The sequence below is a fragment of the Pseudomonas sp. GW822-FHT03F04 genome (assembly GCF_058801405.1).
In genome coordinates, this window is the sequence record NZ_JBXANF010000004.1 from 202,350 (window position 1) to 228,354 (window position 26,005).

Sequence of the window (26,005 nt, forward strand, 5' to 3'; positions counted from 1 at the left end):
CGGCCCAATACATTCGTAAAACAAAGCCCACGGCACGCCGTGGGCTTTATTGGCAGTCAGTCAGGCAGCGCCTTACTGAGGCGAAACTTCGGTTTTAGGTTTGCCGAAGTGCCACTCGTAGACCACGAATTTGAAGTCCTTCAGGTCGCCCTTGGCATCGAAGCTCAGGTCGCCGGTAGGGGTCTTGAAGGTGCCGGCGTGAATGGCGGCCGCCACTTTCGCAGGGTCTTCGGATTTGGCAGCGGCGATACCGCCGGCAATCACTTCAACCGCCGAGTAGGAAGGGAACACGAACGGGCCGCTCGGGTCTTCTTTCTTCGCCTTGAATGCATCAGCCAGAGCAACGTTGGCCGGATCCTGGTCGAAGGACTTCGGCAGGGTCACCAGCAGGCCTTCGGACGCGTCCTTGGCGATCTGCGAGATGGAGTCGTTACCCACGCCTTCCGGACCCATGAACTTGGCTTTCAGGCCTTTTTCCTGGGACTGACGCAGGATCAGGCCCAGCTCTGGGTGGTAGCCGCCGTAGTAGACGAAGTCGACGTTGGCTTGCTTGAGCTTGGAGATCATCGAGGAGAAGTCTTTGTCGCCGGCGTTGACGCCTTCGAACACGGCAACCTTGACGCCTTTGCCTTCCAGGGTTTTCTTCACGGCGGTGGCGATGCCTTCACCGTATTGCTGTTTGTCGTGCAGAACAGCAACGATTTTCGGTTTCACGTGATCGGCAATGTAGTTGCCGGCGGCAGGGCCCTGGGCGCTGTCCAGACCGATGGTGCGGAACACCATTTTGTAACCACGGCTGGTGATGTCCGGGCTGGTGGCAGCCGGGGTGATCATGATCACGCCTTCGTCTTCGTAAACGTCCGAAGCAGGCTGAGTGGAGCTGGAGCACAGGTGACCGACCACGAACTTGACGCCGTCGTTGACGACCTTGTTCGCTACGGCTACCGCTTGTTTCGGATCGCAAGCGTCATCGTATTCAACGGCTTCGAGCTTCTTGCCGTCGACGCCGCCCTTGGCGTTGATCTGTTCGATGGCCATTTTGGCGCCACTGAACTGCATGTCGCCGTACTGGGCTACCGGGCCGGTTTTAGGGCCGGCGATACCGATCTTGATGGTGTCAGCTGCGAACGAATGGCTGGCAACCCCGGCCAGTACCATAGCGGCAAACAGTTTGGAAATCTGCTTAGTAGCCTTAGTCATAGTGCTCCACTCTTACTGTTGTATTTTTTTAGAGTCCTGACGCCGTAGCAGCAGAACCGGGCCAGATATCATCGCGATATCGTCCGGAAATGCCCCCGGCAACTGTACCGGTACAGTGTAGAGCGCCGGTTGTTGGCCTGGGAAGCTGGCGCCCAGGGGCAAATTCTGGAGATGTCGCTTTAATGAAAGAAAAAGACAGAATTGCGGCGGGACGTTCAGAGGGCTTATACCCCAATCATCAGCATTCCCTGGCCTTCCTGCTCTTTTCGTTCGGTACAGCCTTTTGCTACCGGGTTTTTCTGCCGGACCACCGACGTTATCATTCGCGCCGATTTCTTTTCCGGACAGTCCCATGAATCAAGAACCTAGCACCCTCTATGCCAAGCTGCTTGGTGAAACCGCATCTATTACCTGGAAGGAGCTGGAGCGCTTCTACGCCCAGGGTGCCCTATTGTGGGTCGACGCTGACCTGGATTTGATCGCCGTGGCCGAGGCCGTGGCATCGGATCAAGGCGAGAAAGTCGCTGCCTGGCTGGCCGAAGACAAAGTCGCCAAGCTGTCTGAAACGCGGGCGCTGGATATTTTTGAACGTGATCCGCAGATGTGGGCGGTCGTGGTTCGGCCATGGATTCTGGTCCAGGAAAGGGCGTCCGCCTGAGGTGGTGCGCCTTGTTGGTGCGCGCGATCACCGAGGAAAAGTGTGTAGCCGAGTAGCGTGATGGCACGTTGCCGTAGAGAAATGCCACAAGCGGGGGTGGCATAACGGTGACGTAAACGTAACGGGCACAGTTTAGTAAGCAGCCTAACGGCTGCTTAATTGTTTCTGGATGTTGGAAAGGCTGAATAAATCGGGGAATTCGAGGACTCCATCGCGAGCCAGCTCGCGATGGAGTCGCCTCGGTCTTCGATCAGACCGAGTAAGTCTTGCCAGTATGGTTATTCAGCGAGATGACCTTGGTCTTGCCGATCCGGTGACGGTAGATCTCGCGCAGGTACTTGATCGACTTCTTCACGCAATCGCGCGACAGGCGGATGTCGTTGATCGAGACAAACTTCTCTTTGTCGTTGATCAGCTCGCGGTACTTCTTCTCGTACATCGGCTTGATCGCGTACCAGTTGGTATCGAGGATCTTCGCCGGGTTCTCGAATTCGTTGAGCAATTCGTCGATACGGTCTTCGTCGAATTCTTCATTGATGATGAAGTCGAGGATCGAGTTGTCCAGGGTCTCGTCGAAACGGTACGGGTTCTTCGCGAAGCAACGCTTGATGAACGCCACGATCAGGGTCAGGAAGTCGTCCGACAGGCACGGGCTCTTGGCGATCAGGGTGGTCAGCGACAGGTTCGCCGAGGCGCCGATCACCAGTGCGTAACGCTTGAGCGTGGTGTTGGGGAACAGGCTGTTGAGGTGGGTCTTCAACCGGTTCAGGTCCATGTACGACAGTTTGTAGTCTTTCGGCAGCGAAACGATCGAGACCACCGACGAGCAGTTCTTGAAGAAGTGCAGGTCATGCAGCGCAGCGGCGTCGTAGCCGGAGTTCTTGTACTGCTCGAGCGAGGCGCGATAACGCTTGGATTCGATCGGCAGCAGGCTGATGCCTTCGATGGCCTGGGTGACCTTGTTGAAGTGCGGCAGGTCGATCGAACGGAAGAACAGGTCGTCGATGTTCAGGCGCTGTGGCTCTTTGTCGAACACCTTGAACTTGTCGCTGCTCGGCGGCGGCGTTTCCGGCACTACCGATTCTGCGTAGGCAATCGCCACCGGGCCGGCCAGACTCATGAACAGGTCGTTGGCGTCCAGGCGAATGGTCTCGCCGATGTCGATGCCGGCACGACGGAAATAGTTCTGGTCGTAGTCGGTCGTGACTGCCTGGGCCGTCAGAATGTTGAAGATCTGCTGCGAGATGTACTGGTTGGCGTGCTTCTCCATCGCATTGACATCAATGTTCTGGATGTTGCCGTCATCGCTTTCTTCGGCGTAACGCATGATGTCGTTGGAGATCAGCATCATCGCGTTCCATGGGCGGATACGGCCCATGACGCTGGCTTCGCTGCTGTCTTCGTTGGCGAAGTTGTACGAGAAATCCCATTCTTCCGAGAGGTATTTGCACAGCAGGCGACCGGCGTTGATGTGCAGCGCCTCGGACATTTCGCTGCGGTGGTCGGAAATGTTCGGCAGCACGCAGATGCCGCTGGTGAAGATCGGCTCGAACACGAACGAATGACCGCTCTTGCCGTCATGTTCGTCCATCGGCTTGGTGTCGAACGTCTTGTTCATGTACGAGTGCTGCTGGGCCAGGCCGAATTCCGAGGCCATGCCCGAACCGGTACCGCCGCCGGCACTGAAGATCGAGAAATACAGGCGCGACTGGTTGGCCTTGATGCCGCAGCTGTCGATCAGGTACGAGTGGATCATTTTCCAGTCAGGGCTGGAGAAGCGCTGGGTGTCCTTGTTCAGGATGATCTTCGCCAGGTACTGGCCGAGGATTGGCGCGTTACCGGCGCCGCCGGCGTGGACTTCGGACAAGTCCATGATCTTCATTTTGCTGTAGTCGCGCAGGAAGCCGCTCTTTTCGCCCTTGCGCGAGAAGCGGATGCGTCCGGCGATGTCTTTGTCCAGGTCGCCGAGCATCACCAGCGGCTCGACCAGGAACACCGGTTTGGTCGACTTGTTCGGGCCGATCCGCAGGTTCTGCTTGATCCACTGGGCCGGGCTGTAGCCTTTGTCGGTCGCTAGACGCCGGTCAACCGCGCGATCTTCGTTGTTGAATTCGTTGAGGTAGAACTTGCGTGCGTTGTACACCAGCTCCGCCACGTCGAGGGCGATGTTGGAGCCGCAGCGACCGAGGCCGATCAGGCACACCGACGGGAATTCCTGATCGTTGTGCTGCTCGTTGTCGCCTTCCAGGTGCGGCGGGCGCGGGAACACCAGGTCACGCAGGCCATCGAGGTTGTCGAGGATGCGGTCGGTGTTGGTTTCGGTGAAATACAGGTATTGCTGGGTGCCCAACGGGCGCGAAGGAGGCAATGGCTTCATCGGGGCAGGGCTGTTCGCTGCTGGGCTCAGGGTCAGATCGGATACCGCAGTGGCCGGATTGTTTTTAGAAGTCATTGTGCGCCATATACCTGGACTGGTTGGTTCGGCGACCGGTGTCGTCGAGCCTCACGGAATGGGAATCTCGCGTCTTTTTACTGCGCGTATTTGGCCCGTGCGTCAGGGTTCTGGCCTGAGTGCCGCGCGGGGGAATCCTTTCCTGATTGATGATGGATCGGCCATTATTCGGCGATCTTTAATCAAAAGGAGGCTAAATGATGTCAACGCTACCTTCGTTGGGGTTTGCCGGAATCGGTCTGATGGGCCTGCCGATGTGCCGGCGTCTGCTGGCAGCGGGTTATCCGCTGACCGTGTGGAACCGCAATCCGGACAAATGCGCGCCGCTGGTCGAGGCCGGTGCCCGGCAGGTGGCGACACCCGCCGAGCTGTGCCGGCACGCCGATGTGGTGATGCTGTGCCTCGCCGACACGGCGGTGGTGCGTGAGGTGGTGTATGGCCCGGCCGGTGTCGCAGAAGGGGCGAAGCGTGGTCAGTTGCTGGTGGATTTTTCCAGTCTGGAACCGACGGCGACTCGCGAGATGGCGGCTGAGTTGGCCGACAGGACTGGCATGACGTGGCTCGATTCACCGGTGTCCGGCGGCGTGGTCGGGGCCGAGGCTGGCAGTCTGGCGATCATGGTGGGTGGTGATGCAACGGATCTTGATCGCGTACGCCCGGTGTTGCTCGCCCTCGGTCAGCGCGTCACGCACATGGGCGGCGTCGGCGCCGGCCAGGTGACCAAGGCCTGCAACCAGATGATCGTCGCGTGCAATGCGCTGGTGATTGCCGAAGTGGTCGCGCTGGCCGAGCAGTCCGGGGTCGACGCCAGTCTGATCGCCGAGGCACTGGCCGGTGGTTTCGCCGATTCGAAGCCGTTGCAGATCCTCGCCCCGCAAATGGCCGAAAGCCGTTTCGAACCGGTGAAATGGCACGTGCGCACGCTGCTCAAGGATCTCGACACGGCGGTGAAGTTTTCTCGCGAAGTGGGCTCGGCCACGCCGATCAGCGGATTGGCCGCACAACTGATGCGCCTGCATGGGGCGCAGGGCTTTTTGGCGAAAGATCCATCAACACTGGTGAAAATGTACCGCGAGCCAGCGTCAGCGGATTGACCGCGTGGGCGTGTTTGCGCTGATTGATCTCTTCCAGGACCGGGCGCAGTTCGTCCAGCGGCACCGGACGGCTGAGCAGGTAGCCCTGAATGAAGTCGCAGCCCGAACGTTCGAGGAATTCGTATTGCTCCAGGCTTTCCACGCCTTCGGTGACCACCTGCAAGTGCAGGGTGTGGGCCATGACAATGATCGCCTGGACGATTTCCATGTCGGCGGTGGCTTTGGGAATATCGAGGATAAATGAGCGGTCGACTTTCAGTGTGTTGAGCGGCAGTCGCTTGAGGTAGGCCAGCGACGAATAGCCGGTACCGAAATCATCGATCGACAACGACACGCCCAGGGCGCGGATCTGCCGCAACAGCACCAGCGTGTTGGCGATGTTGCCCATCAGGGCATTCTCGGTCACCTCCAGCTCCAGCCGTTCGGGGGAAACGCCGGCACTGCGCAAGGCGTGTTCGATTTCATTGGCCAGTTCTTCCCGGGCCAGATTCAGCGGTGAGCAGTTCCAGGCGATCTTCAGGTCATCACAGCCATGGCGCGACAATTCGCCAAGGTCTTCACAGGCCTTGCGCAACACCCAGTTGTCCAGTTCGGCGATCAGGCCGTTGTTTTCGGCGATGGCGATAAAGCGATCCGGGGTCAGCAGGCCGTGCACCGGGTGCTGCCAGCGAATCAGCGCTTCAAGCTTGGTGACCTTGCCGGTCTTCAGTTCGAAGATCGGCTGGTAATACAGCATCAGCCCGTTCTCTTCGCGCAGGGCAAGACGCAGTTCTTCTTCCAGTTGCAGCTCCAGGCTTGCGCGGTTTTTCAGGTTGGAATCGAAAAAGTGCACGCCGTTGCGTCCAGCACCTTTGGATTGATACAGCGCCAGGTCCGCGTGCTTGAGCAGTTCATCACAGGTGGTGCCGTCTTCGGGAAACAGGCTGATGCCGATGCTGGTGGTCATCACCATGCGCCGCCCGGCCAGTTCGATCGGCTCCTTCATCTTGAGCATGATGCGCTGGGCCAGGTTGCGGGCTTCTTCTCGGTCGCGCAGGCCGATCAGGATGCAGAATTCGTCGCCGCCGAAACGGGCGACCACGTCTTCATGGCCGCGCACCGAACCTTTGATGTGTTGGGCGATGACTTTGAGCAGTTCGTCGCCGGCATCATGGCCGAGGCTGTCGTTGATGCGTTTGAAGTGATCGATGTCGAGAAACATCACCGCGAGCATGCCGCCCTCGGTGGATTTCTGGCTGAGCTTTTCAGCGAAGAGCTGGTTGAAACCGCGACGGTTGATCAGGTTGGTCAGGGCGTCGTAATTGGCCGCCTGCTGCAGCGACATCCGCGCCTGATCGAGCTGGCTGAGCAACATGTTGACCCGGCGCAGGTCTTGTTCCTTGTTCTGCAGTTTCTTGTCGGCCAGTGCGGCGCTGATGGCGCTGCCGAGGATCAGCAGGGTGATAAAGGCGACGGTGAGCCCCAGTTGCAGATGGCTGGAGTCGACCTTCAGTGTGGGAATGCTCCCCTCCGGGAGGACCAGATGCAAGGCCGCCATGCCGGTAAAGTGCATGCTGATGATGCCGGCCCCGAGAATCAGTGTGGCCACGTATTTGAGCATCTGGTTGTGCAGGCCGCTGCCTTCACGCAAATTCCCGGCCACCCACAGGGCGGCGAAACTGGCACCGATTGCAATCAGGATCGACAGTCCGAACAGGGTCGGGTCGTAGTAGGCCGTGGCCGCCGATTGCATGGCGGCCATGCCGACGTAGTGCATGCCGGCGATGCCCAAGCCGATGACGATGGCGGTCTTGAGGTATTGCAGCAGACTGGGCTGTGGCTCGCTCAGCGTGTGCATGGCCAGCCAGGAGGCCAGCACGGCGATCAGCAGGGAAAACAGGGTGATGGACTGATCGTACTGGATGTCGATCGGCGTCTGGAACGCCAGCATGCTGATGAAATGCATGGCCCAGATGCCACCGGCCAGGCAGGTGGCCCCGATCCAGCGCCAGATCCTGCGTGATCCGGGATCTTCGGCATGGCCGACGCGTTCCGCCATGTCGAGGGTAGCGAAGCTTGCGGCGCAGGCCACCAGATAGGCGATCAGCACCAGCAAGGGATTGTGTGTGCAATTGAGAATGACCTGCCCGCTCTCCGGCAGCTCGGCAACAAACTGCAAACCAAGCCACTCCATAGCATGCCCCGTCTCTGAGTGCTTCCTTACTGCGTCATCAACGCAGGCGAATGAATGCAGTATAGAGGCCGATTTCGGGGCGCAAGCGGTGGTGGCACATTGGCTCTAATGATTTTGGCATGAGCGTCATAGCGATTGGCGCTAAGCCTCGTACGCTCGGTAGCTCAGGCGACTTCGTTCCAGTGCGGTTGCAATGGCGGCAGGCCAAAACGGGCACGCGCCTTGTCGCAGTCGGTGTTCTGCTCGCCGTTTTCCCACGACGCCTCGAACTCGCGGCAGGGGCTGGAACGCTTGTCGTAGATCGTGCAGGCCACCGATTTTCCGACTTCGCCTTCCAGCGCGGTGCAGCGCGGCGCTTTGCGGTCGGTACCGATCATCGCGACCCGGCTGGGCGTGATTTGGGTGACCAGTTCGTCGGGTACGGTCCCGCCGGAGGATGCGCATTCCCCCCAGAAAAATGAAACACGAAAATGGGAACAGCAGGCACCGCAACTCAGACACGGACTGACTTCGGACATTAGGGGGGCATCAAAGGGATTGATCGGCAGGATCCGGACGGATCCGGCGGCCATTCTAGGCTTTGCCACGGCGTTGGGAAGGGGGGCGTGAAAGTATTTTTTCATTGCCGGATTTTTCCGCAAAACCCCCGGTTTTCGGGGGATTCGAAGCATTTCAAGGGCTTACGTTTCGTTACACGGCCATGGCCCGTCATCAGGCTGACGAATGATCACAGACAGTCCCGACGAGCGTGACTAGATTGCAGGTTCCGGGCTCGGATGCGTCGGCAGTGAAGCCCTATAACAATAAAAGAGACGGACCCATGCAGAACTCGACCCAAGCGGCGAATGCCTGGCGCATTCTGTTCCTGCTGTTCCTCGCCAACCTGTTCAATTTCTTCGATCGCACCATCCCCGCGATCATCATCGAGCCGATCCGCATGGAATGGCACCTCAGCGACTTTCAGCTGGGGATCGTCGGCACCGCGTTCACTATCGTCTATGCCATTGCCGGCCTGCCGCTGGGGCGCATGGCCGACACCGGCTCGCGCAGCAAGCTGATGGGCTGGGGGCTGGCGACCTGGAGCGCGTTGACGGCGGTCAACGGCCTGGTCGGCAGTTTCTGGAGTTTCCTGCTGGTGCGCATGGGCATCGGCATCGGTGAGGCCAGTTACGCGCCCGCCGCCAACTCGCTGATCGGCGACCTGTTCCCGGCGCACCGTCGCGCGCGGGCCATGGGCATCTTCATGCTGGGCTTGCCGTTGGGGCTGCTGCTGGCGTTTTTCACCATCGGCGCGATGGTCAAGGCGTTCGACAGCTGGCGTGCGCCGTTCTTTATTGCTGCCGTGCCGGGGTTGCTGCTGGCGGTGTTCATGTTTTTCATCAAGGAACCCAAGCGCGGCGCGGCGGAGACCGTGCAAGTGTCGCAGGAGAAAGTCGACAAGCCGGTCCGCCGGATTCTCGCGGTGCCGACTTTTCTGTGGCTGGTGATGGCCGGGTTGTGCTTCAACTTCGCCACCTATGCTTGTAACTCGTTTTTGGTGCCGATGCTCCAGCGCTATTTTCTGATGCCGTTGCAGGAAGCGGCAGTGGCCACGGGGCTGATCGTCGGCGTGACCGGACTGATCGGTCTGACGCTCGGCGGCTGGATCGCCGACAAGATCCATCAGCGCGTGGCTAACGGGCGGCTGCTGTTTGCGGCGTTCAGCCTGAACATTTCCACCGTGTGCACCGCTTGGGCACTGCACGCCGGGCGGATCGAGATCGGTGTGTTTGTCGCGTTGTTCAGTGTCGGCTGGCTGTTTGCCTATAACTTCTACACCTGCGTGTACACGGCGATTCAGGACGTGGTCGAACCGCGCCTGCGGGCCACGGCGATGGCGCTGTTCTTTGCCGGGTTGTATTTGCTGGGCGGTGGTCTGGGGCCGGTGGTGGTCGGTGGTTTGTCCGATCACTTTGCCAAGTCGGCCATGATTTCGGCGGGCGCCGAGCAGATGACCGAGGCGTTCAAGGCGGTCGGCCTGCATGACGCGATGTACCTGATCCCGGTGGCACTGTTCCTGACCATGGTATTTCTGTTTCTGGCGGCGCGGTGTTTTGTGCGGGATGCGAAGCGGATGAAGGAGGACTTGGTGGCGGTGGTTGAGACTGAGGTGGCAGCGGTCACGGCCTGAGGATGGTCGTTCCCACGCTCTGCGTGGGAACGATCTACGGTGTACAAAAAAGGCCCGCATCGCTGCGGGCCTTTTCATGTGTGGCGGAGGAGCAGGGCGGTTTAACCCGCTACCAGCACCCGAATCGCTTCCAGTCGCAGCGCCGCCTTGTCGAGCATGGCCAGGCCTTGCTCGCGCTGTTTGCGCAGGGCAACCAGTTCGCTGTCGCGCACGGTCGGGTTGACCGCTTGCAACGCGGTCAGGCGTGCCAGTTCTTCGTCGGTGTCGGCCGCCAGACGACGGCGGGCCTCGGCCACGCGCTCGGCGTGACGCGGGGTGATCTTTTCTTCACCGGCGTTGATCCGTGGCGTCAGCTGATCGCGCTGGGCCTGGATGAACTTGTTGGCGCTGGCGCGTGGCACGCTTTCCAGTTGATCGTTCAGGGTTTCGAACGCCACACGGGCCGACAGGTCGTTGCCATTGGCATCGAGCAGGCAGCGCAGGGCGGCCGGTGGCAGGTAGCGGCCCAGTTGCAGGGCGCGCGGAGCCACCACTTCGCTGACGTACAGCAGTTCCAGCAGGACAGTGCCCGGCTTGAGTGCCTTGTTCTTGATCAGCGCGACGGCGGTGTTGCCCATCGAACCGGACAGCACCAGATCCATGCCGCCCTGCACCATTGGGTGTTCCCAGGTGATGAACTGCATGTCTTCACGCGACAGCGCCTGGTTGCGGTCGTAGGTGATGGTCACGCCTTCGTCGTCGCCCAGCGGGAAGCTGGCATCGAGCATCTTCTCGCTCGGCTTGAGGATCAGGGCGTTTTCCGAATGATCTTCGCTGTCGATGCCGAACGCGTCGAACAGGGTTTCCATGTAGATCGGCAGTGCGAACTGATCGTCTTGCTCGAGGATGTCCTCGACCAGCGCTTCACCTTCGCCGGCACCGCCGGAGTTCAACTCCAGCAGACGGTCGCGACCGGTGTGCAGCTCGGCTTCCAGACGCTCACGCTCGGTGCGCGCTTCGTCGATCAGCGTCTGCCACTCGCCATCGTCAGCCTCTTCCAGCAGCGGCAGCAGGCGCGGGCCGAACTGATGCTGCAAGGCGTTGCCGGTCGGGCAGGTGTTGAGGAACGCGTTCAGTGCTTCGTGATACCACTGGAACAGACGCTCTTGCGGGCTGGTTTCCAGGTACGGCACGTGCAATTCGATGATGTGTTTCTGGCCGATCCGGTCCAGACGACCGATGCGTTGTTCCAGCAGGTCCGGGTGCGACGGCAGATCGAACAGCACCAGGTGGTGGGCGAACTGGAAGTTACGACCTTCACTGCCGATTTCCGAGCAGATCAGCACCTGCGCGCCGAACTCTTCGTCGGCGAAGTAGGCGGCGGCGCGGTCACGCTCAAGGATGTTCATGCCTTCATGGAACACCGTGGCCGGGATGCCGGAACGTACGCGCAGGGCGTCTTCCAGGTCCATCGCGGTTTCGGCGTGGGCGCAGATCACCAGCACCTTGGTGCGCTTGAGCATTTTCAGCTGATCGATCAGCCACTCGACGCGCGGGTCGAATTTCCACCAGCGTTCTTCTTCGCTGGCATCCGGCTGGGCCTGGAAGCTGACTTCCGGGTACAGCTCGGCGTGATCGCCCAGTGGCAGTTCGAGGTATTCGTCCGGGCACGGCAGCGGGTACGGGTGCAGTTTGCGCTCCGGGAAACCCTGCACGGCGGCGCGGGTGTTACGGAACAGCACGCGGCCGGTGCCGTGACGGTCGAGCAGCTCACGCACGAGGCGGGCGCTGGCTTCGGTGTCGCCATCGTTGACGGCGGTCAACAGGGCTTCACCTTCGTTGCCGAGGAAACCGTGGATGGTCTTGTGTGCGGCAGGCGACAGGCGCCCCTTGTCCAGAAGCTCCTGAACGGCTTCGGCCACCGGGCGATAGTTCTCGCTTTCGGCGCGGAAGGCTGCCAGGTCATGGAAACGGTTCGGGTCGAGCAGGCGCAGACGGGCGAAGTGGCTGTCCTGGCCGAGTTGTTCCGGGGTGGCGGTGAGCAGCAGCACGCCGGGAATGACTTCAGCCAGTTGTTCGACCAGCGAGTATTCCGGGCTGACTTTTTCTTCGTGCCAGACCAGGTGGTGTGCTTCGTCGACGACCAGCAGATCCCAGCCGGCAGCGAACAGGGCGTCCTGGGCCTTTTCGTCGTCGACCAGCCACTCCAGCGCCACGAGGGCAAGCTGGGTGTCTTCGAACGGGTTGACGGCATCGCTTTCGATGAAGCGTTCTTCGTCGAACAGCGCGACCTCAAGGTTGAAGCGGCGGCGCATTTCCACCAGCCACTGGTGCTGGAGGTTTTCCGGCACCAGGATCAGCACGCGACTGGCGCGACCCGACAGCAGTTGGCGATGGATCACCAGACCGGCTTCGATGGTCTTGCCCAGACCCACTTCGTCCGCCAGCAGTACCCGTGGCGCGATGCGGTCGGCGACTTCACGGGCAATGTGCAACTGGTGAGCGATTGGCTGTGCACGCACGCCACCCAGGCCCCACAGCGCAGACTGCAACTGGCGGCTGGTGTGTTCCAGGGTGTGGTAGCGCAGGGAGAACCACGACAGCGGGTCGATCTGGCCGGCGAACAGACGGTCGCTGGCCAGACGGAACTGAATGAAGTTCGACAGCTGGGTTTCCGGCAGGGTGACGGCTTCGTTCTCGGCGTTCAGACCGTGATAGACGAGCAGGCCATCGGCATCCTCGACTTCGCGCACGGTCATCTTCCAGCCTTCGAAGTGGGTAATGGAGTCGCCCGGCGAGAATCGCACGCGGGTCAGGGGCGCATTCCTTAGCGCGTACTGGCGGGTTTCGCCAGTGGCCGGGTAAAGCACGGTCAACAAGCGGCCGTCCTGTGCCAGAACGGTGCCTAAACCAAGCTCTGCTTCGCTGTCACTGATCCAGCGTTGCCCCGGTTGATACTGCTGCGCCATGCTGCCTGACTCCCACCTTGAAAAAGCGGGCTATCTTAACGGAATGAGGCCCTGAGGCCAAAGGATTAGGCGTCGCGTGCGGCTATTAAATGCCGACGGCCAACTGAAGGAAGATTAGGTCATGCGTCGGTTTTACGAGCGATTGCGGCACAACCGAGTGCCGATCCGGTCACAAGTTTGCGACCGATGGCTCAAGGCGCCGATGCCGCAGCCGATAGCCTGCTGACAGGAGACCCTTCATATGCTGCCACCGATGCTCCCCTTGAGCGCCGTGCCGATCACTTCCCAGCAGGACCCGATCCGCCAGCGGCCGGACATTCCTCCGGTGGTGCCGGTGCAGGAAAGCTCCAACGAAAGCACGATCGACCTGCAAAAGCGCGATCCGGAAGAAGACGGTTATCTGCTGCGCGAAGAGCAGCGCCGCCAGCAGGAGCGTGATCGTCGTCGCCGTGAAGCCGACGACGACCCCGAAGCGCACCTCGCCGTACCGGGCACCGAACTCAATGCCGACAACACCGTGCCGGTAGTGCCGCTGATGGAAGACCAGCCGCGTCAGGGCTTGTGGGTCGACATCGAGATCTGAGGCTGCGCGGCCAGTTCAGCCAGATTCGTCAGCAATATTTCGATTTCTTCTGCGGTATTCAGATAACTTACCGACACCCTCGCAATCGAGTTCAGCCCGCGCGCCTGCATGTCCAGCGGCGTGTAGGCCACGCCATTGGCGCCGATATTGATTCGCCGTTCGGCCAGCGCCTGCTTCAGCGCCACGCAATCCCAGCCTTCCAGCGTGAAGGCGATCAGTCCGGATTGTTCGTTGGCGGACCCCAGATCTAGCGGTGTCAGCCCGGGAATCTCCTTCATACGCCGGCGCAGTGGTTGGCTCAGCTCAACGATCCGCTTTCGGATTGCCGTTGCTCCGATGCGCTCATGTTCCTCCAGCGCATTGGCCAATCCGGCGAGTAGCGCCAATGACACTTCACTGGTTTCAAAGCGGCGGGCGTCGTCGCGCAAGGTAAAGCGCTGGCCATCCCACGGTGCCGAGAGTACGTCGCGCTGCACGGGCAACAGTCGTTGCAGGAATTCTGGCCGGATGTACATCAACGCCGTACCGCGCGGCCCGCGCAGGAACTTGCGCCCCGCACCCTTGAGCATGTCGCACTGCAAGGCCTGGACGTCACAGGGCAATTGCCCCAGCGCCTGGCCGGCGTCGATGAAATAGGGGATGCCGTGACGTCGGGCTATCGCTCCGATCTGCGTCGCCGGGTTGATCAGGCCACCATTGGCCGGTAGCCAGGTCAGGGCGATCAGGCGCACATGGCGGTCAATCATTTGCGCCAGAGCTTGTGGATCGACGGCGCCACGGGCATCGCAAGGGATCACTTCCAGTCGCGCACCGGCCTTCACCGCTTCGGCCATGCAGGCCAGGTTGCCGGCCCACTCATGGCGTCCGACCAGAATCCGTTCGCCGGGATGCCACGGCCCCAATGCGTTGAATGCCTGGCTCCACGCCGCCGAACCGCTGCTGGCAAAGGCGATGTCTTCGGGTTGGGCGTTGAGCAGGGTGGCTGCGGCACTGCGCGCGCGATGCTGCACTTGTATGTCCGCCGTCTCCATCGGCCCGCCGAGCGCTTCGCGTTGCAGTTGCCCGATCACCGCGTCGAGGGTGGCCTGACTCGGGAGTGAGGCCCCGGCGTGATTGAAATGGATCACCTGCGCGCAGCCGGGCGTGGCGTCGCGCAGGCGCAGGACTTCGTCGACGTTCACGGCTTGAGCTCGAAGATCGCGTCGACTTCCACCGCCACGCCGGCCGGCAGGCTCGACACCCCGACGGCGGTGCGCACATGGCGGCCCTTGTCGCCGAGGACGTTGACCAGCAGGTTCGAGGCGCCGTTGGCGATCACGCCCTGGCGCGGGAAGTCCGGGGTGCTGGCGATAAACGCGCCGAGCCGGATGATCCGCACCAGTTTTGACAGGTCATCGCCCAAGGCATCGCTCAGCTGAGCCAGCAGGCCTAATGCGGCAAGTTCGGCGGCGTTGACCCCTTCTTCGTCGGAGATCGCTTCGCCGAGGCGCCCGAGAAACGCAGGTTTGCCATCGAGCATGGGAATCTGCCCGGCGATGTACAACTGATTCTGACTGATCACGTGGCTGACGTAGTTGGCCACCGGCTGGCTTGGTGCAGGCAGTTGCAGGCCGAGTTGCTGGACGCGTTGTTTGATTGAGTCGGTCATGTGGAGTCCTCGTGAATGAGGACTCCAGCATGTTGGTGCAGGAGGGTGGGCGACAAACGGATAGATTTGATTCGACGTATCCAAAAAACTCATGCGTCGACGATTTGCTCCAGCCATTGGCTGAACGCCTGTGCCGCCGGGCTTGGCGGGCGCTCCGGAGTGACCAGCCAATAGCCGATTTCGCCGGACATTGGCGGAGTGTCGAAGGCTGGCACCAGTGCGCCTTCCTTGAGTCGACGATCAATCAGGCATTGGCGACCCATGGCGATGCCCTGGCCGGCCACCGCCGCTTCTACCACGATGTTGTAGTCGTGGAGCATGACGCTGGGCACTTGCGCCAGGACGATACCGCTGTGTTGCTGCCAGTCGATCCATTCGAACGGCTGGTGCGACTTGGCCATCAGCAGCGGGCCGTTTTGCACGCCGCGGGTCTTGAAGGCCGGGCTGCACACCGGCGTCAGGGTTTCCGTCATGAACCGGCGTGCCTGGACTTTCGGCCAGCCGCCCTTGCCGTAGCGGATTGCCAGGTCCACCTCGCCGCCGTCGACATCGGCCAGTTGCACGGCGGGCAGCAGTTCGACGTGGATGTTCGGGTATTTGGCGTTGAAGTCCGCCAGGCGCGGCGCCAGCCACAAGGTGGCGAAGGAAGCCAGTAGGCCGATGCGCAGGGTGGCGGGGCGCTCGCCGCGCAAGTCGTGGGTGGCGGAGGCAATCGCGGCGAGGGCGGGCTCGATCTGTCGATAGTATTGTTCGCCGGCCGGCGTCAGGTCGATCGCGCGGGTGCGGCGCACGAACAGCGGCTGATCGAGGAACTCCTCGAGTTTGTGCACCTGATGGCTGATCGCACTTTGCGTCACCGACAGTTCGTCGGCAGCCTTGATGAAGCTCAAGTGACGGGCCACGGCCTCGAAGGCGCGCAGGGCCATCAGCGGCGGCAGATCCTGATGCAAGGGCACGGCAGACATCCTCGGAACAGTGCAAAGCGCAGAGTGTGCGGGCAAAAGCGCTGGCCGGTACACGATTTGTTGTATAGCGCCTGCGCCGATGGCTGGTCAGCGCCGGCGCGAGGCCGCATTATTGGCGCAGTCCTGTCGGTGATCCGGCAGTTGTGATTCAGTCCAAGCGATGCACCGAACGCCATGAGCCAAGACGACAAACTGATCGACCTCAGCACCGAACGCGCCAAGCGGGTTCATGACCTCAACGAGAAGCGCCTGAATGAAGTGCGACAGGCGTTCGAGCAGGCCATGCCGTTGGGCAAACCGAAGAAAAAGTCGAAAAACAAACCGAAAAAGCGTTGATCTCCCCTGCATCCGTTGATGCAGGTCAGTTATTCCCCCTCCTTTCTCCCGCGTGTTGACCGGCATTGATCCCGGTCAATTCCTGCGCCTGCCTGATTGGTTAACTTAGTTCCATCGCAGCAGAGCAGGGGCCAGGAGGCCAGTCATGTTTTTCGATAACGTGGTGTTTGCCGGGGTCCTGACCGTGGGCCTGATGGTTCTGTTTTTTGCAGGGTTTGGATTTTTTATCTGGAAAGATGCGAATAAGCGCAAGAAGTAAGATTGGGTCTTTCTGGATTTGATGAGCACGCAAGGCATTTTGGGGCGACTTCGGTTGCCCCTTTTTTTTGTCTTCTTGGCGGCCTCTGGGCCGACCATGTTGTGGGTGTTTTTTGTGAATATCCGTTGCTTCGGGTGTTGCTGCTGGCGGTTTCGCCCTTACGGCGAGTCACTTTGGCAAACGCCCCAAAGTAACCAAAACGCTGGGCCCCGGCGTTCGGCGCCTCGCTGAGGCTCGACGTTCCTTCGTTCCGGGATTCATCCGGGGGCATCGCCTCCGGTTTGCTTCGCTGCACCTCCTCTCGATGTGTTCGACTTCGTCGAACGGCGCTACGCGCCCACCCCCGGATGAATCCCTCCACTCAGCCTGCCGAAGGGGCCGGCACGTCAAAAGCGGTACTCGAGCTAACGCTCATCGTGTTGAGTGGTGGGAAGCGGAAGCTAACAGCTTGATCGTTCCCACGCTCTGCGTGGGAACGCAGCCCGGGACGCTCCGCGTCCCATTTCTGAAGCCAACAAAAAAGGCGTGATCCTCTCGAATCACGCCTTCTTCACTACATCAATCTATCAGCTACCCAGCGCCTTCGACGCCAGCCAGAACAAACCAGCCGACAGGGCCACGGTGGCTGGCAGGGTCAGGACCCAGGCCAGCAGGATGGTTTTCACCGTGCCGCCTTGCAGGCCGCTTTTGTTGGCGACCATGGTGCCGGCCACGCCCGAGGAGAGGACGTGGGTGGTGGACACCGGCAGGCTGAAGATGTTGGCCAGGCCGATCAGGCTGGCGGTGGTGATCTGGGCCGACATGCCTTGCGAGTAGGTCATGCCTTGCTTGCCGATCTTCTCGCCGATGGTCAGTACCACACGTTTCCAGCCAACCATGGTGCCCAGGCCCAGGGCCAGGGCGACCGCCAGAATCACCCAGAACGGGGCGTATTCGGTGGTGGTGGTCAGGTCTTTGCGCAGTTTATCCAGGTCGGCTTTTTCACGAGCGGCGAGGCCTGGCAGTTTGCTGACTTTCTTCGCGGTGTCGTCCAGGCAGAGCAGGTAGCGACGCACTTCGATGCGGCTTTCCGACGACAGCGAGTGGTAGTCCGCTACACCCTTGAGGGTGTCGAGCAGGGCGTTGATGGTCGGTTCGGTCTGTTGCGGGTTGCAACGGAATTTCTCCGGCAGGTCGCCTTCCACGCTTTTGCCCAGCGCCAGGAACTCGCCCAGGGTATCGGCGTTGCGCTTGTAGAACTGGCTCAGGTGCAGGGTCGCATCGCGAGTACGTTCGATCTGGTAAGTGGTGCTGTTCAGGTCGAGTACGAACTGCGCAGGCACGATACCGATCAGTACCAGCATGATCAGGCCGATGCCTTTCTGGCCGTCGTTGGAACCGTGCACGAAGCTCACGGCCATGGCCGAGATCACCAGGACCAGACGGTTCCAGAACGGTGGGTGCTTCTTGTCGTCGATCTTGCGGCGCTGTTCAGGCGTCTTGTGCATTTTCGACAGCGGGCGCCACCATTTCAGGCCGATCAGGATCAGCGCGGCGATCAGGAAACCGGCCATCGGCGAGAACACCAGCGAGGCGCCGATGTCGATCGCTTTCTGCCAGTTGACGCCGTCGGCCAGTGGAATCTCGTTGATCAGGGCGTTGGCCAGACCGACACCGAGGATCGAACCGATCAGGGTGTGGGAGCTGGAGGCCGGGATACCGAAGTACCAGGTGCCCAGGTTCCAGGCGATGGCGGCGGCGAGCAGCGAGAACACCATTGCCAGACCATGGCCGGTGTTCACATTGATCAGCAGTTCTACCGGCAGCAAGTGGACGATGGCATACGCCACGCCGACACCGCCCAGCAATACGCCGAGGAAGTTGAACACGCCCGAGAAGAACACCGCCAGGTGAGGCGGCATCGCTTTGGTGTAGATAACAGTGGCTACCGCGTTAGCGGTGTCATGAAATCCATTGATGAACTCGAAGGCGAGGACAAATGTCAGGGCGAGCAGGAGGCTCACAAGCACCCAGGCATCCAGTCCGCTGAATAAATCGATCATGAAGGTTTTCTGACCCGGTCATAAGGGGGCGCGATTATGCCAGAAAAGACTGGAAATCGATCCCCTACCTGCTCATCGGTAACCTTCTTCGCCAAATTAATTTGTATCAAGGTGCATTACCCAAGCTTTTTACAGGGTTTTGCAAGGTGTTGATTCAATTGGAAAAAATGCGAAGCGTCGGCGGATTGGCCGGTGTGCGGGAGGGGGCAGAAGCGTGTATGAAATATCTGAGAAACGTGTCTGACATGCTCCAAACCTGTGCAATACAGGGGAGTTGGCCGCTGCCCGCGGGTAGCGGGCGCGCAAGGCATCGTCAGTCCACCGTGCTTGTAACCCGGTGAGTACGCTTACCCTCGAAAGTCTCAAAGGAAGGCATCAAGGCTCTTCGGCTTTGAGTTCCTCTTCCATTTTTTTCAGTTCTTGCTGGAAGACCTGATCCTGGACGGTGGGGCGTTTACGCCAGGCTTTGCGTTCCGGTTCGGGCTGGGCGGCGTAGGTGGTGACTTCCCCGCCGTAAACTTCCTTGTAACGTTGTTCCTGGCGCTCAAGTTCCGCGCGCAGTTCGTCTTTCGTCACAGTGCTACCTGTATGAGTTGAGATAAATGTCTGGTGAAACGCACTGCAACGAATCGATTGAACCGGTTCGCCAACAAGCCACGGCCTGAACAGGCAGTGGTGTTATCGGCAGGGCGGTCAAGACTTCCATGTTGCAGGCGGCTACGGCACCAGATTAAAACTGACGCAGCATCAGTTTCCTGTTTCAGCGAGCGCGCTGGCGGTGCATGGGTGATGATCATCAGGCGCTGGCCGGGGCTGAAGGCAATGGACATCGCCTCAGCGAATGGCGTCGACGGCAAATAAAAGTGCGGCGCCACTGAGGTGCATTATAGCGGCCGATTCGGGATTGACTATCTTTGCCAAGTTAAAAACGGTTCCGGATGTGTGATTGTTTTGTGACTCGCAACTTTTACCCATAGTTGCATCGTTGTTGTCGGGTGTTGTGTTTCTGGCGCCATTTAGCCGAACAACTAAGGCGCCGGGTGCATGAGGTGATACCGAGTTTAAAACGGTCGTGAGCGATTCCCGCCGGGACGCAGGGATCGTTGCGATTATCGGTCGACGGTTCGATAATCGCCCGGTGTTGGCGATCTGGCGCTTGTGCATCTGTCTGCGAGCCGCTTGTATAGCCGTCGATCCGTACAGGAAAAAGGACCTGACATGAACGATCAAATGCGCAATTCCTTTACGTCGGTGGCGCCGCCGATCGTTGCTTCACCGGCCAAACGCATCCAGGCCCTGACAGGCGATCCGGACTTCATGACCTCCCTGGCCCGTGGCCTGGCGGTGGTCCAGGCGTTTCAGGAGCGCAAGCGTCACTTGACCATCGCCCAGATCAGCCACCGTACGGAAATTCCCCGCGCCGCCGTGCGCCGTTGCCTGCACACGCTGATCAAGCTCGGCTACGCCACCACCGACGGCCGTACTTATTCGTTGCTGCCCAAAGTGCTGACCCTCGGCCACGCCTATTTGTCTTCGACGCCGCTGGCGGTTTCCGCCCAGCCTTACCTCGACCGCATGAGTGAGCAACTTCACGAGGCCTGCAACATGGCCACGCTGGAAGGTGACGACATTCTCTACATTGCCCGTTCGGCCACGACTCAACGCCTGATCTCGGTGGACCTGTCGGTGGGCGGGCGTCTGCCGGCGTATTGCACGTCCATGGGGCGGATTCTGCTGGCGGCGCTGGACGACACGTCGTTGCGCGAATACCTCGACCACGCCGAACTGGTGGCCAAGACCAGCCGCACGCTCCACACCCCCGACACCTTGCTCGAGTGTTTGCAGGAAGTGCGGCAGCAGGGCTGGTGCATCGTCGATCAGGAGCTGGAGCAAGGCCTGCGTTCGATTGCGGTGCCGGTGTATGACGCCTCCGGCCAGGTGGTGGCCGCGCTCAACGTCAGCACCCACGCCGGTCGCGTCAGCCGTACCGAACTGGAACAGCGCTTTCTGCCGGGCCTGTTGAGTGCCAGCCGCGACCTCAGCGCGCAGTTGTTCGCCTGATGAAGCTGTTCGATAAACGCACAGAGTTGCGTTTATCGAATTGACGCTAAAACCCCCGGATCATTAATGTCGCGGCAGCGTCATCCGGCGCTGTTGTGAATGAGCCCGCCGGATCGTCGACTCCCATAATAATGACAAGAGGCAACATCCCATGCGCACGTTCCCCGACTGTCGCCGCTCCCGTTCCTGTTGCCGGTTTTAGCGCAACGCCTGATTCCCCCCTTATATGCTTGTGTCCGTGCCAGTCTTTGGCCGGTCGCCGTTCGACTGCGTTTTTTGCGTGGAATAAAAATAATGAACCAGCCTCAGTCCGCTGTGGGTAACTGCCTCGACGTGCAGTCCTTCATCAACGCCCAACCGATCTCGCGCTATCAGTGGCGCGTGGTGATTCTGTGTTTTCTGATTGTGTTCCTCGATGGCCTCGACACCGCGGCCATGGGGTTTATCGCACCGGCCCTGTCCCAGGACTGGGGCATCGACCGCGCCAGCCTCGGCCCGGTGATGAGCGCCGCGTTGATCGGCATGGTCTTCGGCGCACTGGGCTCCGGGCCGTTGGCTGACCGCTTCGGGCGAAAGGTCGTACTGGTCGGTGCGGTCTTTCTGTTCGGTGCTTTCAGCCTGGCGTCGGCCTACGCCACCAACGTCGAGCAATTGCTGGTGCTGCGTTTCCTCACCGGTCTGGGATTGGGCGCGGGCATGCCGAACGCCACCACGCTGCTGTCGGAATACACCCCGGAGCGCAAAAAGTCGCTGCTGGTGACCAGCATGTTCTGCGGTTTCAACCTCGGAATGGCCGGCGGCGGGTTCATCTCGGCCAAGCTGATTCCGGCGTTCGGCTGGCACAGTTTGTTGCTGATCGGCGGGATTCTGCCGCTGATCCTCGCCGTGGTGTTGCTGGTCTGGCTGCCGGAGTCGGCGCGTTACCTGGTGGTGCGTAATCGCGGTACCGACAAAGTCCGCAAGACCCTCGCGCCGATCGACCCGGCCACCGTCGCCCAGGCGGCGAGTTTCAGCGTGCCGGAACAGAAAACCGTCAAGGCACGCAACGTATTCGCGGTGATTTTCTCCGGCACCTACAGCACCGGCACGCTGTTGCTGTGGCTGACCTACTTCATGGGGTTGGTGATCGTGTACCTGCTGACCAGTTGGCTGCCGACCCTGATGCGCGACAGCGGCGCGAGCATGGAGCAGGCGGCGTTCATCGGCGCGTTGTTCCAGTTCGGCGGGGTGTTGAGCGCGGTCGGCGTAGGCTGGGCGATGGACCGCTTCAATCCGCACAAGGTCATCGGCATTTTCTACCTGCTGGCCGGGGTGTTTGCCTACGCGGTCGGGCAGAGCCTGGGCAACATCACGCTGCTGGCGACGCTGGTGCTGGTGGCGGGCATGTGCGTCAACGGCGCGCAATCGGCGATGCCGTCGCTGGCAGCGCGGTTTTACCCGACTCAAGGCCGGGCGACCGGTGTCTCGTGGATGCTCGGGATTGGCCGGTTCGGTGCGATTCTCGGGGCGTGGATGGGCGCGACCCTGCTGGGCCTGGGCTGGAATTTCGAACAGGTGCTGACGGCGCTGGTGATCCCGGCGGGGCTGGCCACGGCTGCGGTGGTGATCAAGGGCCTGGTTAGTCACGCGGACGCGACCTGATATCCACTCCACTCACTCCCGTACCGGGTGCGGGAGTGATCATTAGGTTGATAACAATCTGTTCGATAAACGAACGCTCAGTCGATTATCGGATTGTTTGGCGAAAATCAGCGGCTTAATCTTCAGTGACTCCGGCGCACAACCTCGCGCCTTTTTATCACTGGCGATCCACTACAAAAACGGGAGCCCGCTCCATGGCTGAGATCCTTTCGCTGCACGACGCGGTGAAGCAATTCGTCAACGACGGCGACACCGTCGCGCTCGAAGGCTTCACTCACCTGATCCCTACGGCGGCGGGTCATGAAATCATTCGTCAGGGCAAGAAAGATCTGACCCTGGTGCGGATGACGCCTGACCTGATCTACGACCAACTGATCGGCGCCGGCTGTGCACGCAAGCTGATTTTCTCCTGGGGCGGCAACCCTGGCGTGGGTTCGCTGCACCGTCTGCGCGACGCGGTCGAGAAACAATGGCCGCACGCGCTGGAAATCGAAGAACACAGCCACGCCGACCTGGCCAATGCCTACGTCGCCGGTGCCTCCGGCCTACCGTTTGCGGTGCTGCGGGCCTACGCCGGTTCTGACCTGCCGAAGGTCAACCCGTTGATCAAATCCGTAACGTGCCCGTTCACCGGCGAAGTGCTGGCGGCGGTGCCGTCGGTGCGCCCGGACGTGACGGTGATCCACGCCCAGAAAGCCGACCGTCAGGGCAACGTGTTGCTGTGGGGCATCCTCGGTGTGCAAAAAGAAGCCGCGCTGGCCGCCAAGCGTTGCATCGTCACCGTCGAAGAAATCGTCGACAACCTCAACGCGCCGATGAACGCCTGTGTGCTGCCGACCTGGGCCCTGAGCGCGGTCTGCCATGTGCCCGGTGGCGCGCATCCGTCCTACGCCCACGGTTACACCGAGCGTGACAACCGCTTCTATCAGGCGTGGGACCCGATCGCCCGCGACCGTGAGACGTTTACCGCGTGGATCAACGAATACATCCATGGCTGCGCTGACTTCAGTGAGTTCCAGGCCAAATTGGCCGCTGCTTCGGAGGCCAAGTAATGACTTACACCACCAATGAAATGATGACCGTCGCCGCGGCCCGTCGCCTGAAGAACGGCTCGGTGTGCTTCGTCGGCATCGGCCTGCCGTCGAAAGCCGCCAACCTGGCGCGCCTGACCTCTTCGCCGGACGTGGTGCTGATCTACGAGTCCGGCCCGATTGGCGCCAAACCCAGCGTATTACCGCTGTCGATCGGTGACGGCGAACTGGCGGAAACCGCCGACACCGTCGTACCGACCGGTGAGATTTTTCGCTATTGGTTGCAGGGCGGACGCATCGACGTCGGTTTTCTCGGCGCAGCGCAGGTCGACCGTTTCGGCAACATCAACACCACCGTGGTTGGCGACTATCACCAGCCGAAAGTGCGCTTGCCGGGTGCCGGTGGCGCGCCGGAGATCGCCGGCTCCGCGAAAAGCGTGCTGATCATCCTCAAACAGTCGGCGCGTTCGTTTGTCGACAAGCTCGATTTCATTACCTCGGTCGGCCATGGCGAGGGCGGCGATTCGCGCAAACGTCTGGGCCTGCCGGGCGCCGGCCCGGTCGGGATCATCACTGACCTGTGCATCATGGAGCCGGAAGAGGGCACCCACGAATTCGTGGTCACCGCACTGCACCCGGGCGTGACCCGCGAGCAAGTGGTCGCCGCCACCGGTTGGGCGATCCGTTTTGCCGACAGCGTTGCCACCAGCGCCGAACCCACCGAGGTCGAGCTGACCGCCCTGCGTGATCTCGAAGCGCGTACCGCGGCGGCCCACGGCCAGGCACCGGGAGAAGCATGATGCGCGACGTTTATATCTGCGATGCGATTCGTACCCCCATCGGTCGTTTCGGTGGCGGTCTGGCGGCTGTTCGCGCCGACGACCTGGCCGCCGTGCCGATCAAGGCCCTGATGGAGCGCAACCCGTCGGTGGACTGGAGCGCCATCGACGAAGTATTCCTCGGCTGCGCCAACCAGGCCGGCGAAGACAACCGCAACGTGGCGCGCATGGCGCTACTGCTGGCCGGTCTGCCGGACAGCGTTCCGGGTGTCACCCTCAATCGCCTCTGCGCGTCGGGCATGGACGCGATCGGCACGGCGTTCCGCGCCATCGCCAGTGGCGAAATGGAGCTGGCGATTGCCGGCGGTGTCGAGTCGATGTCCCGCGCGCCGTTCGTGATGGGCAAGGCTGACGCGGCGTTTTCGCGCAACATGAAACTGGAAGACACCACCATCGGCTGGCGTTTCATCAACCCGTTGATGAAGGCGCAGTACGGCGTCGACGCAATGCCGCAGACCGCCGACAACGTCGCCGACGACTATGAAGTGTCGCGCGAGGATCAGGACGCTTTCGCCTTGCGCAGTCAGCAACGGACGGCCGCCGCCCAGGCTGCCGGCTACTTCGCCGAGGAAATCGTCGAAGTGCGGATCGCCCACAAGAAGGGTGAAACCGTGGTCAGCCAGGACGAACACCCTCGCGCCGACACCACTCTTGAAGCCCTGACCAAGTTGAAACCGGTCAACGGCCCGGACAAGACCGTCACCGCCGGCAACGCTTCGGGCGTGAATGACGGTGCCGCCGCGCTGATTCTGGCTTCGGCTGAAGCAGTGAAAAAACACGGTTTGACCGCCCGCGCCAAAGTGCTCGGGATGGCCAGTGCCGGCGTTGCACCACGGGTGATGGGCATCGGCCCGGTGCCGGCGGTGCGCAAACTCACCGAACGCCTTGGCGTGGCGGTCAGCGATTTCGATGTGATCGAACTCAACGAAGCGTTTGCCAGCCAGGGCCTGGCGGTATTGCGCGAGCTGGGGCTGGCGGACGACGCAGCCCAGGTCAACCCGAACGGCGGCGCGATTGCCCTCGGTCATCCGTTGGGCATGAGCGGCGCGCGCCTGGTGCTGACCGCCCTGCATCAGCTGGAAAAGACCGGTGGCAAGAAAGGTCTGGCGACCATGTGCGTCGGTGTCGGCCAGGGTCTGGCCCTGGCCATCGAACGCGTCTGACGCAAGCCGTGACGAACAAGAACAGAGGAAAGCGAAATGACTGACAAGCCTGGTTACCGCCGCCCGCAGGAAGGCACCCAGCCGCCGTACCTGCACCCGAATTATCAATCCACCAATTTGCGCTCGCCGTCCAAGCCGTTGGTGTTCCTGCCGCATTCGCTGTCGGAAATCACCGGCCCGACCATCGGCGCCGAGCGTGTGGCCGACACCGACAACGATCTGACTGCCCAGCATCAGGGCGAGCCCCTTGGTGAGCGGATTATCATTCACGGCCGTGTACTCGATGAAGACGGTCTGCCGGTGCCGGGGATTCTGGTGGAGATCTGGCAGGCCAACGCCGCCGGTCGCTACAACCACGCCCGTGATCTGCACGACGCACCGCTGGACCCGAATTTCACCGGCACCGGCCGCACCGTGACCGACGCCGACGGCTGGTATCAGTTCCAGACCATCAAGCCCGGCGCCTATCCGTGGGGCAACCACCACAACGCCTGGCGCCCGGCGCACGTGCATTTCTCGCTGTTCGGGCCGAGCATCCTGACGCGTCTGGTCACGCAAATGTATTTCCCCGGCGACCCATTGCTGCCGTATGACCCGATCTACAACTGCGTGCCGGACACCTCGGCCAAGGAACGCCTGATCGCCGCTTTCGATCTGGAAAAAACCATTCCGTCCTACGCCCTCGCTTATCGCTGGGACATCGTGCTGCGCGGCCGCGAAGCCACGCCGATGGAGAAATGAG

22 protein-coding genes are annotated in these 26,005 nt (G+C 61.1%); 12 read left to right on the forward strand and 10 right to left on the reverse strand.

All coding sequences use genetic code 11. The annotated features are described in order from the left end of the window. Positions 1-72: 72 nt before the first annotated feature. Positions 73-1,200, reverse strand: a complete 1,128-nt coding sequence (locus AC1RMX_RS10585) for a branched-chain amino acid ABC transporter substrate-binding protein (protein ID WP_096819504.1) — start codon at positions 1,198-1,200, stop codon at positions 73-75. 352 nt (positions 1,201-1,552) lie between these two features. Between AC1RMX_RS10585 and AC1RMX_RS10590 the strand changes: the two genes are divergently transcribed. Continuing rightward, positions 1,553-1,858 carry a DUF2288 domain-containing protein gene (locus AC1RMX_RS10590; protein WP_096819503.1) on the forward strand — a complete coding sequence of 102 codons (306 nt, stop codon included), beginning with the start codon at positions 1,553-1,555 and terminating at the stop codon, positions 1,856-1,858. Between the two features lie 250 nt (positions 1,859-2,108). Here AC1RMX_RS10590 and AC1RMX_RS10595 read toward each other — a convergent pair whose 3' ends face one another. Further along, positions 2,109-4,310: a hypothetical protein gene (locus tag AC1RMX_RS10595; RefSeq protein ID WP_493071773.1), complete on the reverse strand. Its 2,202-nt coding sequence runs from the start codon at positions 4,308-4,310 to the stop codon at positions 2,109-2,111. Positions 4,311-4,507: 197 nt separating this feature from the next. On the opposite strand from AC1RMX_RS10595, the gene AC1RMX_RS10600 reads away from it, so the two are divergent. After that, complete coding sequence (locus AC1RMX_RS10600) at positions 4,508-5,404, forward strand: NAD(P)-dependent oxidoreductase (protein WP_493071775.1); 897 nt, start codon at positions 4,508-4,510, stop codon at positions 5,402-5,404. Here the strand turns inward: AC1RMX_RS10600 and AC1RMX_RS10605 are convergent. Continuing rightward, on the reverse strand, positions 5,295-7,577 hold the full coding sequence (locus AC1RMX_RS10605) for a putative bifunctional diguanylate cyclase/phosphodiesterase (RefSeq protein ID WP_493071777.1): 2,283 nt from the start codon (positions 7,575-7,577) through the stop codon (positions 5,295-5,297). The two genes, AC1RMX_RS10600 and AC1RMX_RS10605, sit on opposite strands and share 110 nt — an antisense overlap. Positions 7,578-7,741: 164 nt before the next feature. Continuing rightward, on the reverse strand, positions 7,742-8,095 hold the full coding sequence (locus AC1RMX_RS10610) for a YkgJ family cysteine cluster protein (protein WP_096819500.1): 354 nt from the start codon (positions 8,093-8,095) through the stop codon (positions 7,742-7,744). 302 nt (positions 8,096-8,397) lie between these two features. Here AC1RMX_RS10610 and AC1RMX_RS10615 point away from each other — a divergent pair, with 302 nt between their 5' ends. Next, a complete protein-coding gene (locus tag AC1RMX_RS10615) occupies positions 8,398-9,747 on the forward strand; it encodes a spinster family MFS transporter (RefSeq protein ID WP_493071779.1) in 1,350 nt (449 codons plus the stop codon). 101 nt (positions 9,748-9,848) lie between these two features. On the opposite strand, the gene rapA is transcribed toward AC1RMX_RS10615, so the two are convergent. Continuing rightward, complete coding sequence (gene rapA, locus AC1RMX_RS10620; RefSeq protein ID WP_096819498.1) at positions 9,849-12,695, reverse strand: RNA polymerase-associated protein RapA; 2,847 nt, start codon at positions 12,693-12,695, stop codon at positions 9,849-9,851. Positions 12,696-12,936: 241 nt separating this feature from the next. Between rapA and AC1RMX_RS10625 the strand changes: the two genes are divergently transcribed. Next, positions 12,937-13,278 carry an aspartate-semialdehyde dehydrogenase gene (locus AC1RMX_RS10625; RefSeq protein ID WP_096819497.1) on the forward strand — a complete coding sequence of 114 codons (342 nt, stop codon included), beginning with the start codon at positions 12,937-12,939 and terminating at the stop codon, positions 13,276-13,278. On the opposite strand, the gene AC1RMX_RS10630 is transcribed toward AC1RMX_RS10625, so the two are convergent. The 3 genes from AC1RMX_RS10630 to AC1RMX_RS10640 all read right to left on the reverse strand — a co-directional run bounded on the left by AC1RMX_RS10630 (position 13,248) and on the right by AC1RMX_RS10640 (position 15,882). After that, the gene (locus tag AC1RMX_RS10630) at positions 13,248-14,459 is read right to left on the reverse strand and encodes an aminotransferase class V-fold PLP-dependent enzyme (protein WP_493071782.1); all 1,212 of its coding nucleotides are present in this window, start codon (positions 14,457-14,459) and stop codon (positions 13,248-13,250) included. The genes AC1RMX_RS10625 and AC1RMX_RS10630 overlap by 31 nt on opposite strands. Next, complete coding sequence (locus tag AC1RMX_RS10635) at positions 14,456-14,926, reverse strand: RidA family protein (protein WP_096819495.1); 471 nt, start codon at positions 14,924-14,926, stop codon at positions 14,456-14,458. The genes AC1RMX_RS10630 and AC1RMX_RS10635 overlap by 4 nt, the downstream gene beginning before the upstream one ends. An 89-nt stretch (positions 14,927-15,015) precedes the next feature. Beyond that, positions 15,016-15,882 (reverse strand): LysR substrate-binding domain-containing protein, encoded by an 867-nt coding sequence (locus AC1RMX_RS10640; RefSeq protein ID WP_096819494.1) that lies wholly within the window; start codon positions 15,880-15,882, stop codon positions 15,016-15,018. A 183-nt stretch (positions 15,883-16,065) separates the two neighbouring features. On the opposite strand from AC1RMX_RS10640, the gene AC1RMX_RS10645 reads away from it, so the two are divergent. Together AC1RMX_RS10645 and ccoM are read left to right on the forward strand one after the other, a co-directional pair. Further along, complete coding sequence (locus tag AC1RMX_RS10645) at positions 16,066-16,227, forward strand: hypothetical protein (protein ID WP_096819493.1); 162 nt, start codon at positions 16,066-16,068, stop codon at positions 16,225-16,227. Positions 16,228-16,372: 145 nt separating this feature from the next. Further along, positions 16,373-16,486, forward strand: a complete 114-nt coding sequence (gene ccoM, locus AC1RMX_RS10650; RefSeq protein WP_003222396.1) for a cytochrome c oxidase subunit CcoM — start codon at positions 16,373-16,375, stop codon at positions 16,484-16,486. A 566-nt stretch (positions 16,487-17,052) separates the two neighbouring features. Here ccoM and AC1RMX_RS10655 read toward each other — a convergent pair. Then, the gene (locus tag AC1RMX_RS10655) at positions 17,053-18,528 is read right to left on the reverse strand and encodes an inorganic phosphate transporter (protein ID WP_096819492.1); all 1,476 of its coding nucleotides are present in this window, start codon (positions 18,526-18,528) and stop codon (positions 17,053-17,055) included. 375 nt (positions 18,529-18,903) lie between these two features. After that, positions 18,904-19,104, reverse strand: coding sequence for a hypothetical protein (locus AC1RMX_RS10660; RefSeq protein ID WP_007957826.1), 201 nt, complete (start codon positions 19,102-19,104; stop codon positions 18,904-18,906). A 642-nt stretch (positions 19,105-19,746) separates the two neighbouring features. On the opposite strand from AC1RMX_RS10660, the gene pcaR reads away from it, so the two are divergent. From pcaR to pcaH, 6 genes are all read left to right on the forward strand, one after another. After that, positions 19,747-20,589, forward strand: a complete 843-nt coding sequence (pcaR, locus tag AC1RMX_RS10665) for a pca regulon transcriptional regulator PcaR (protein WP_096819491.1) — start codon at positions 19,747-19,749, stop codon at positions 20,587-20,589. Positions 20,590-20,883: 294 nt separating this feature from the next. After that, positions 20,884-22,230 carry a 4-hydroxybenzoate transporter PcaK gene (gene pcaK, locus AC1RMX_RS10670; protein ID WP_096819490.1) on the forward strand — a complete coding sequence of 449 codons (1,347 nt, stop codon included), beginning with the start codon at positions 20,884-20,886 and terminating at the stop codon, positions 22,228-22,230. Positions 22,231-22,424: 194 nt separating this feature from the next. After that, on the forward strand, positions 22,425-23,282 hold the full coding sequence (locus tag AC1RMX_RS10675; RefSeq protein WP_003222404.1) for a CoA transferase subunit A: 858 nt from the start codon (positions 22,425-22,427) through the stop codon (positions 23,280-23,282). Then, positions 23,282-24,061 (forward strand): CoA-transferase subunit beta, encoded by a 780-nt coding sequence (locus tag AC1RMX_RS10680; RefSeq protein ID WP_096819489.1) that lies wholly within the window; start codon positions 23,282-23,284, stop codon positions 24,059-24,061. The genes AC1RMX_RS10675 and AC1RMX_RS10680 overlap by 1 nt, the downstream gene beginning before the upstream one ends. Beyond that, positions 24,058-25,263, forward strand: a complete 1,206-nt coding sequence (gene pcaF, locus AC1RMX_RS10685; protein ID WP_493071785.1) for a 3-oxoadipyl-CoA thiolase — start codon at positions 24,058-24,060, stop codon at positions 25,261-25,263. Before AC1RMX_RS10680 ends, pcaF begins: the two co-directional genes overlap by 4 nt. 36 nt (positions 25,264-25,299) lie before the next feature. Beyond that, positions 25,300-26,004 (forward strand): protocatechuate 3,4-dioxygenase subunit beta, encoded by a 705-nt coding sequence (gene pcaH, locus AC1RMX_RS10690; protein WP_007957831.1) that lies wholly within the window; start codon positions 25,300-25,302, stop codon positions 26,002-26,004. Position 26,005 lies beyond the last annotated feature (1 nt).

Bases quoted from the DNA above. Each gene is read 5' to 3' on its own strand.
- AC1RMX_RS10585 (WP_096819504.1), bottom strand. From the start codon at position 1,200: ATGACTAAGGCTACTAAGCAGATTTCCAAACTGTTTGCCGCTATGGTA.
- AC1RMX_RS10590 (WP_096819503.1), top strand. From the start codon at position 1,553: ATGAATCAAGAACCTAGCACCCTCTATGCCAAGCTGCTTGGTGAAACC.
- AC1RMX_RS10595 (WP_493071773.1), bottom strand. From the start codon at position 4,310: ATGACTTCTAAAAACAATCCGGCCACTGCGGTATCCGATCTGACCCTG.
- AC1RMX_RS10600 (WP_493071775.1), top strand. From the start codon at position 4,508: ATGATGTCAACGCTACCTTCGTTGGGGTTTGCCGGAATCGGTCTGATG.
- AC1RMX_RS10605 (WP_493071777.1), bottom strand. From the start codon at position 7,577: ATGGAGTGGCTTGGTTTGCAGTTTGTTGCCGAGCTGCCGGAGAGCGGG.
- AC1RMX_RS10610 (WP_096819500.1), bottom strand. From the start codon at position 8,095: ATGTCCGAAGTCAGTCCGTGTCTGAGTTGCGGTGCCTGCTGTTCCCAT.
- AC1RMX_RS10615 (WP_493071779.1), top strand. From the start codon at position 8,398: ATGCAGAACTCGACCCAAGCGGCGAATGCCTGGCGCATTCTGTTCCTG.
- rapA (WP_096819498.1), bottom strand. From the start codon at position 12,695: ATGGCGCAGCAGTATCAACCGGGGCAACGCTGGATCAGTGACAGCGAA.
- AC1RMX_RS10625 (WP_096819497.1), top strand. From the start codon at position 12,937: ATGCTGCCACCGATGCTCCCCTTGAGCGCCGTGCCGATCACTTCCCAG.
- AC1RMX_RS10635 (WP_096819495.1), bottom strand. From the start codon at position 14,926: ATGACCGACTCAATCAAACAACGCGTCCAGCAACTCGGCCTGCAACTG.
- AC1RMX_RS10645 (WP_096819493.1), top strand. From the start codon at position 16,066: ATGAGCCAAGACGACAAACTGATCGACCTCAGCACCGAACGCGCCAAG.
- ccoM (WP_003222396.1), top strand. From the start codon at position 16,373: ATGTTTTTCGATAACGTGGTGTTTGCCGGGGTCCTGACCGTGGGCCTG.
- AC1RMX_RS10655 (WP_096819492.1), bottom strand. From the start codon at position 18,528: ATGATCGATTTATTCAGCGGACTGGATGCCTGGGTGCTTGTGAGCCTC.
- pcaR (WP_096819491.1), top strand. From the start codon at position 19,747: ATGAACGATCAAATGCGCAATTCCTTTACGTCGGTGGCGCCGCCGATC.
- pcaK (WP_096819490.1), top strand. From the start codon at position 20,884: ATGAACCAGCCTCAGTCCGCTGTGGGTAACTGCCTCGACGTGCAGTCC.
- AC1RMX_RS10675 (WP_003222404.1), top strand. From the start codon at position 22,425: ATGGCTGAGATCCTTTCGCTGCACGACGCGGTGAAGCAATTCGTCAAC.
- AC1RMX_RS10680 (WP_096819489.1), top strand. From the start codon at position 23,282: ATGACTTACACCACCAATGAAATGATGACCGTCGCCGCGGCCCGTCGC.
- pcaF (WP_493071785.1), top strand. From the start codon at position 24,058: ATGATGCGCGACGTTTATATCTGCGATGCGATTCGTACCCCCATCGGT.
- pcaH (WP_007957831.1), top strand. From the start codon at position 25,300: ATGACTGACAAGCCTGGTTACCGCCGCCCGCAGGAAGGCACCCAGCCG.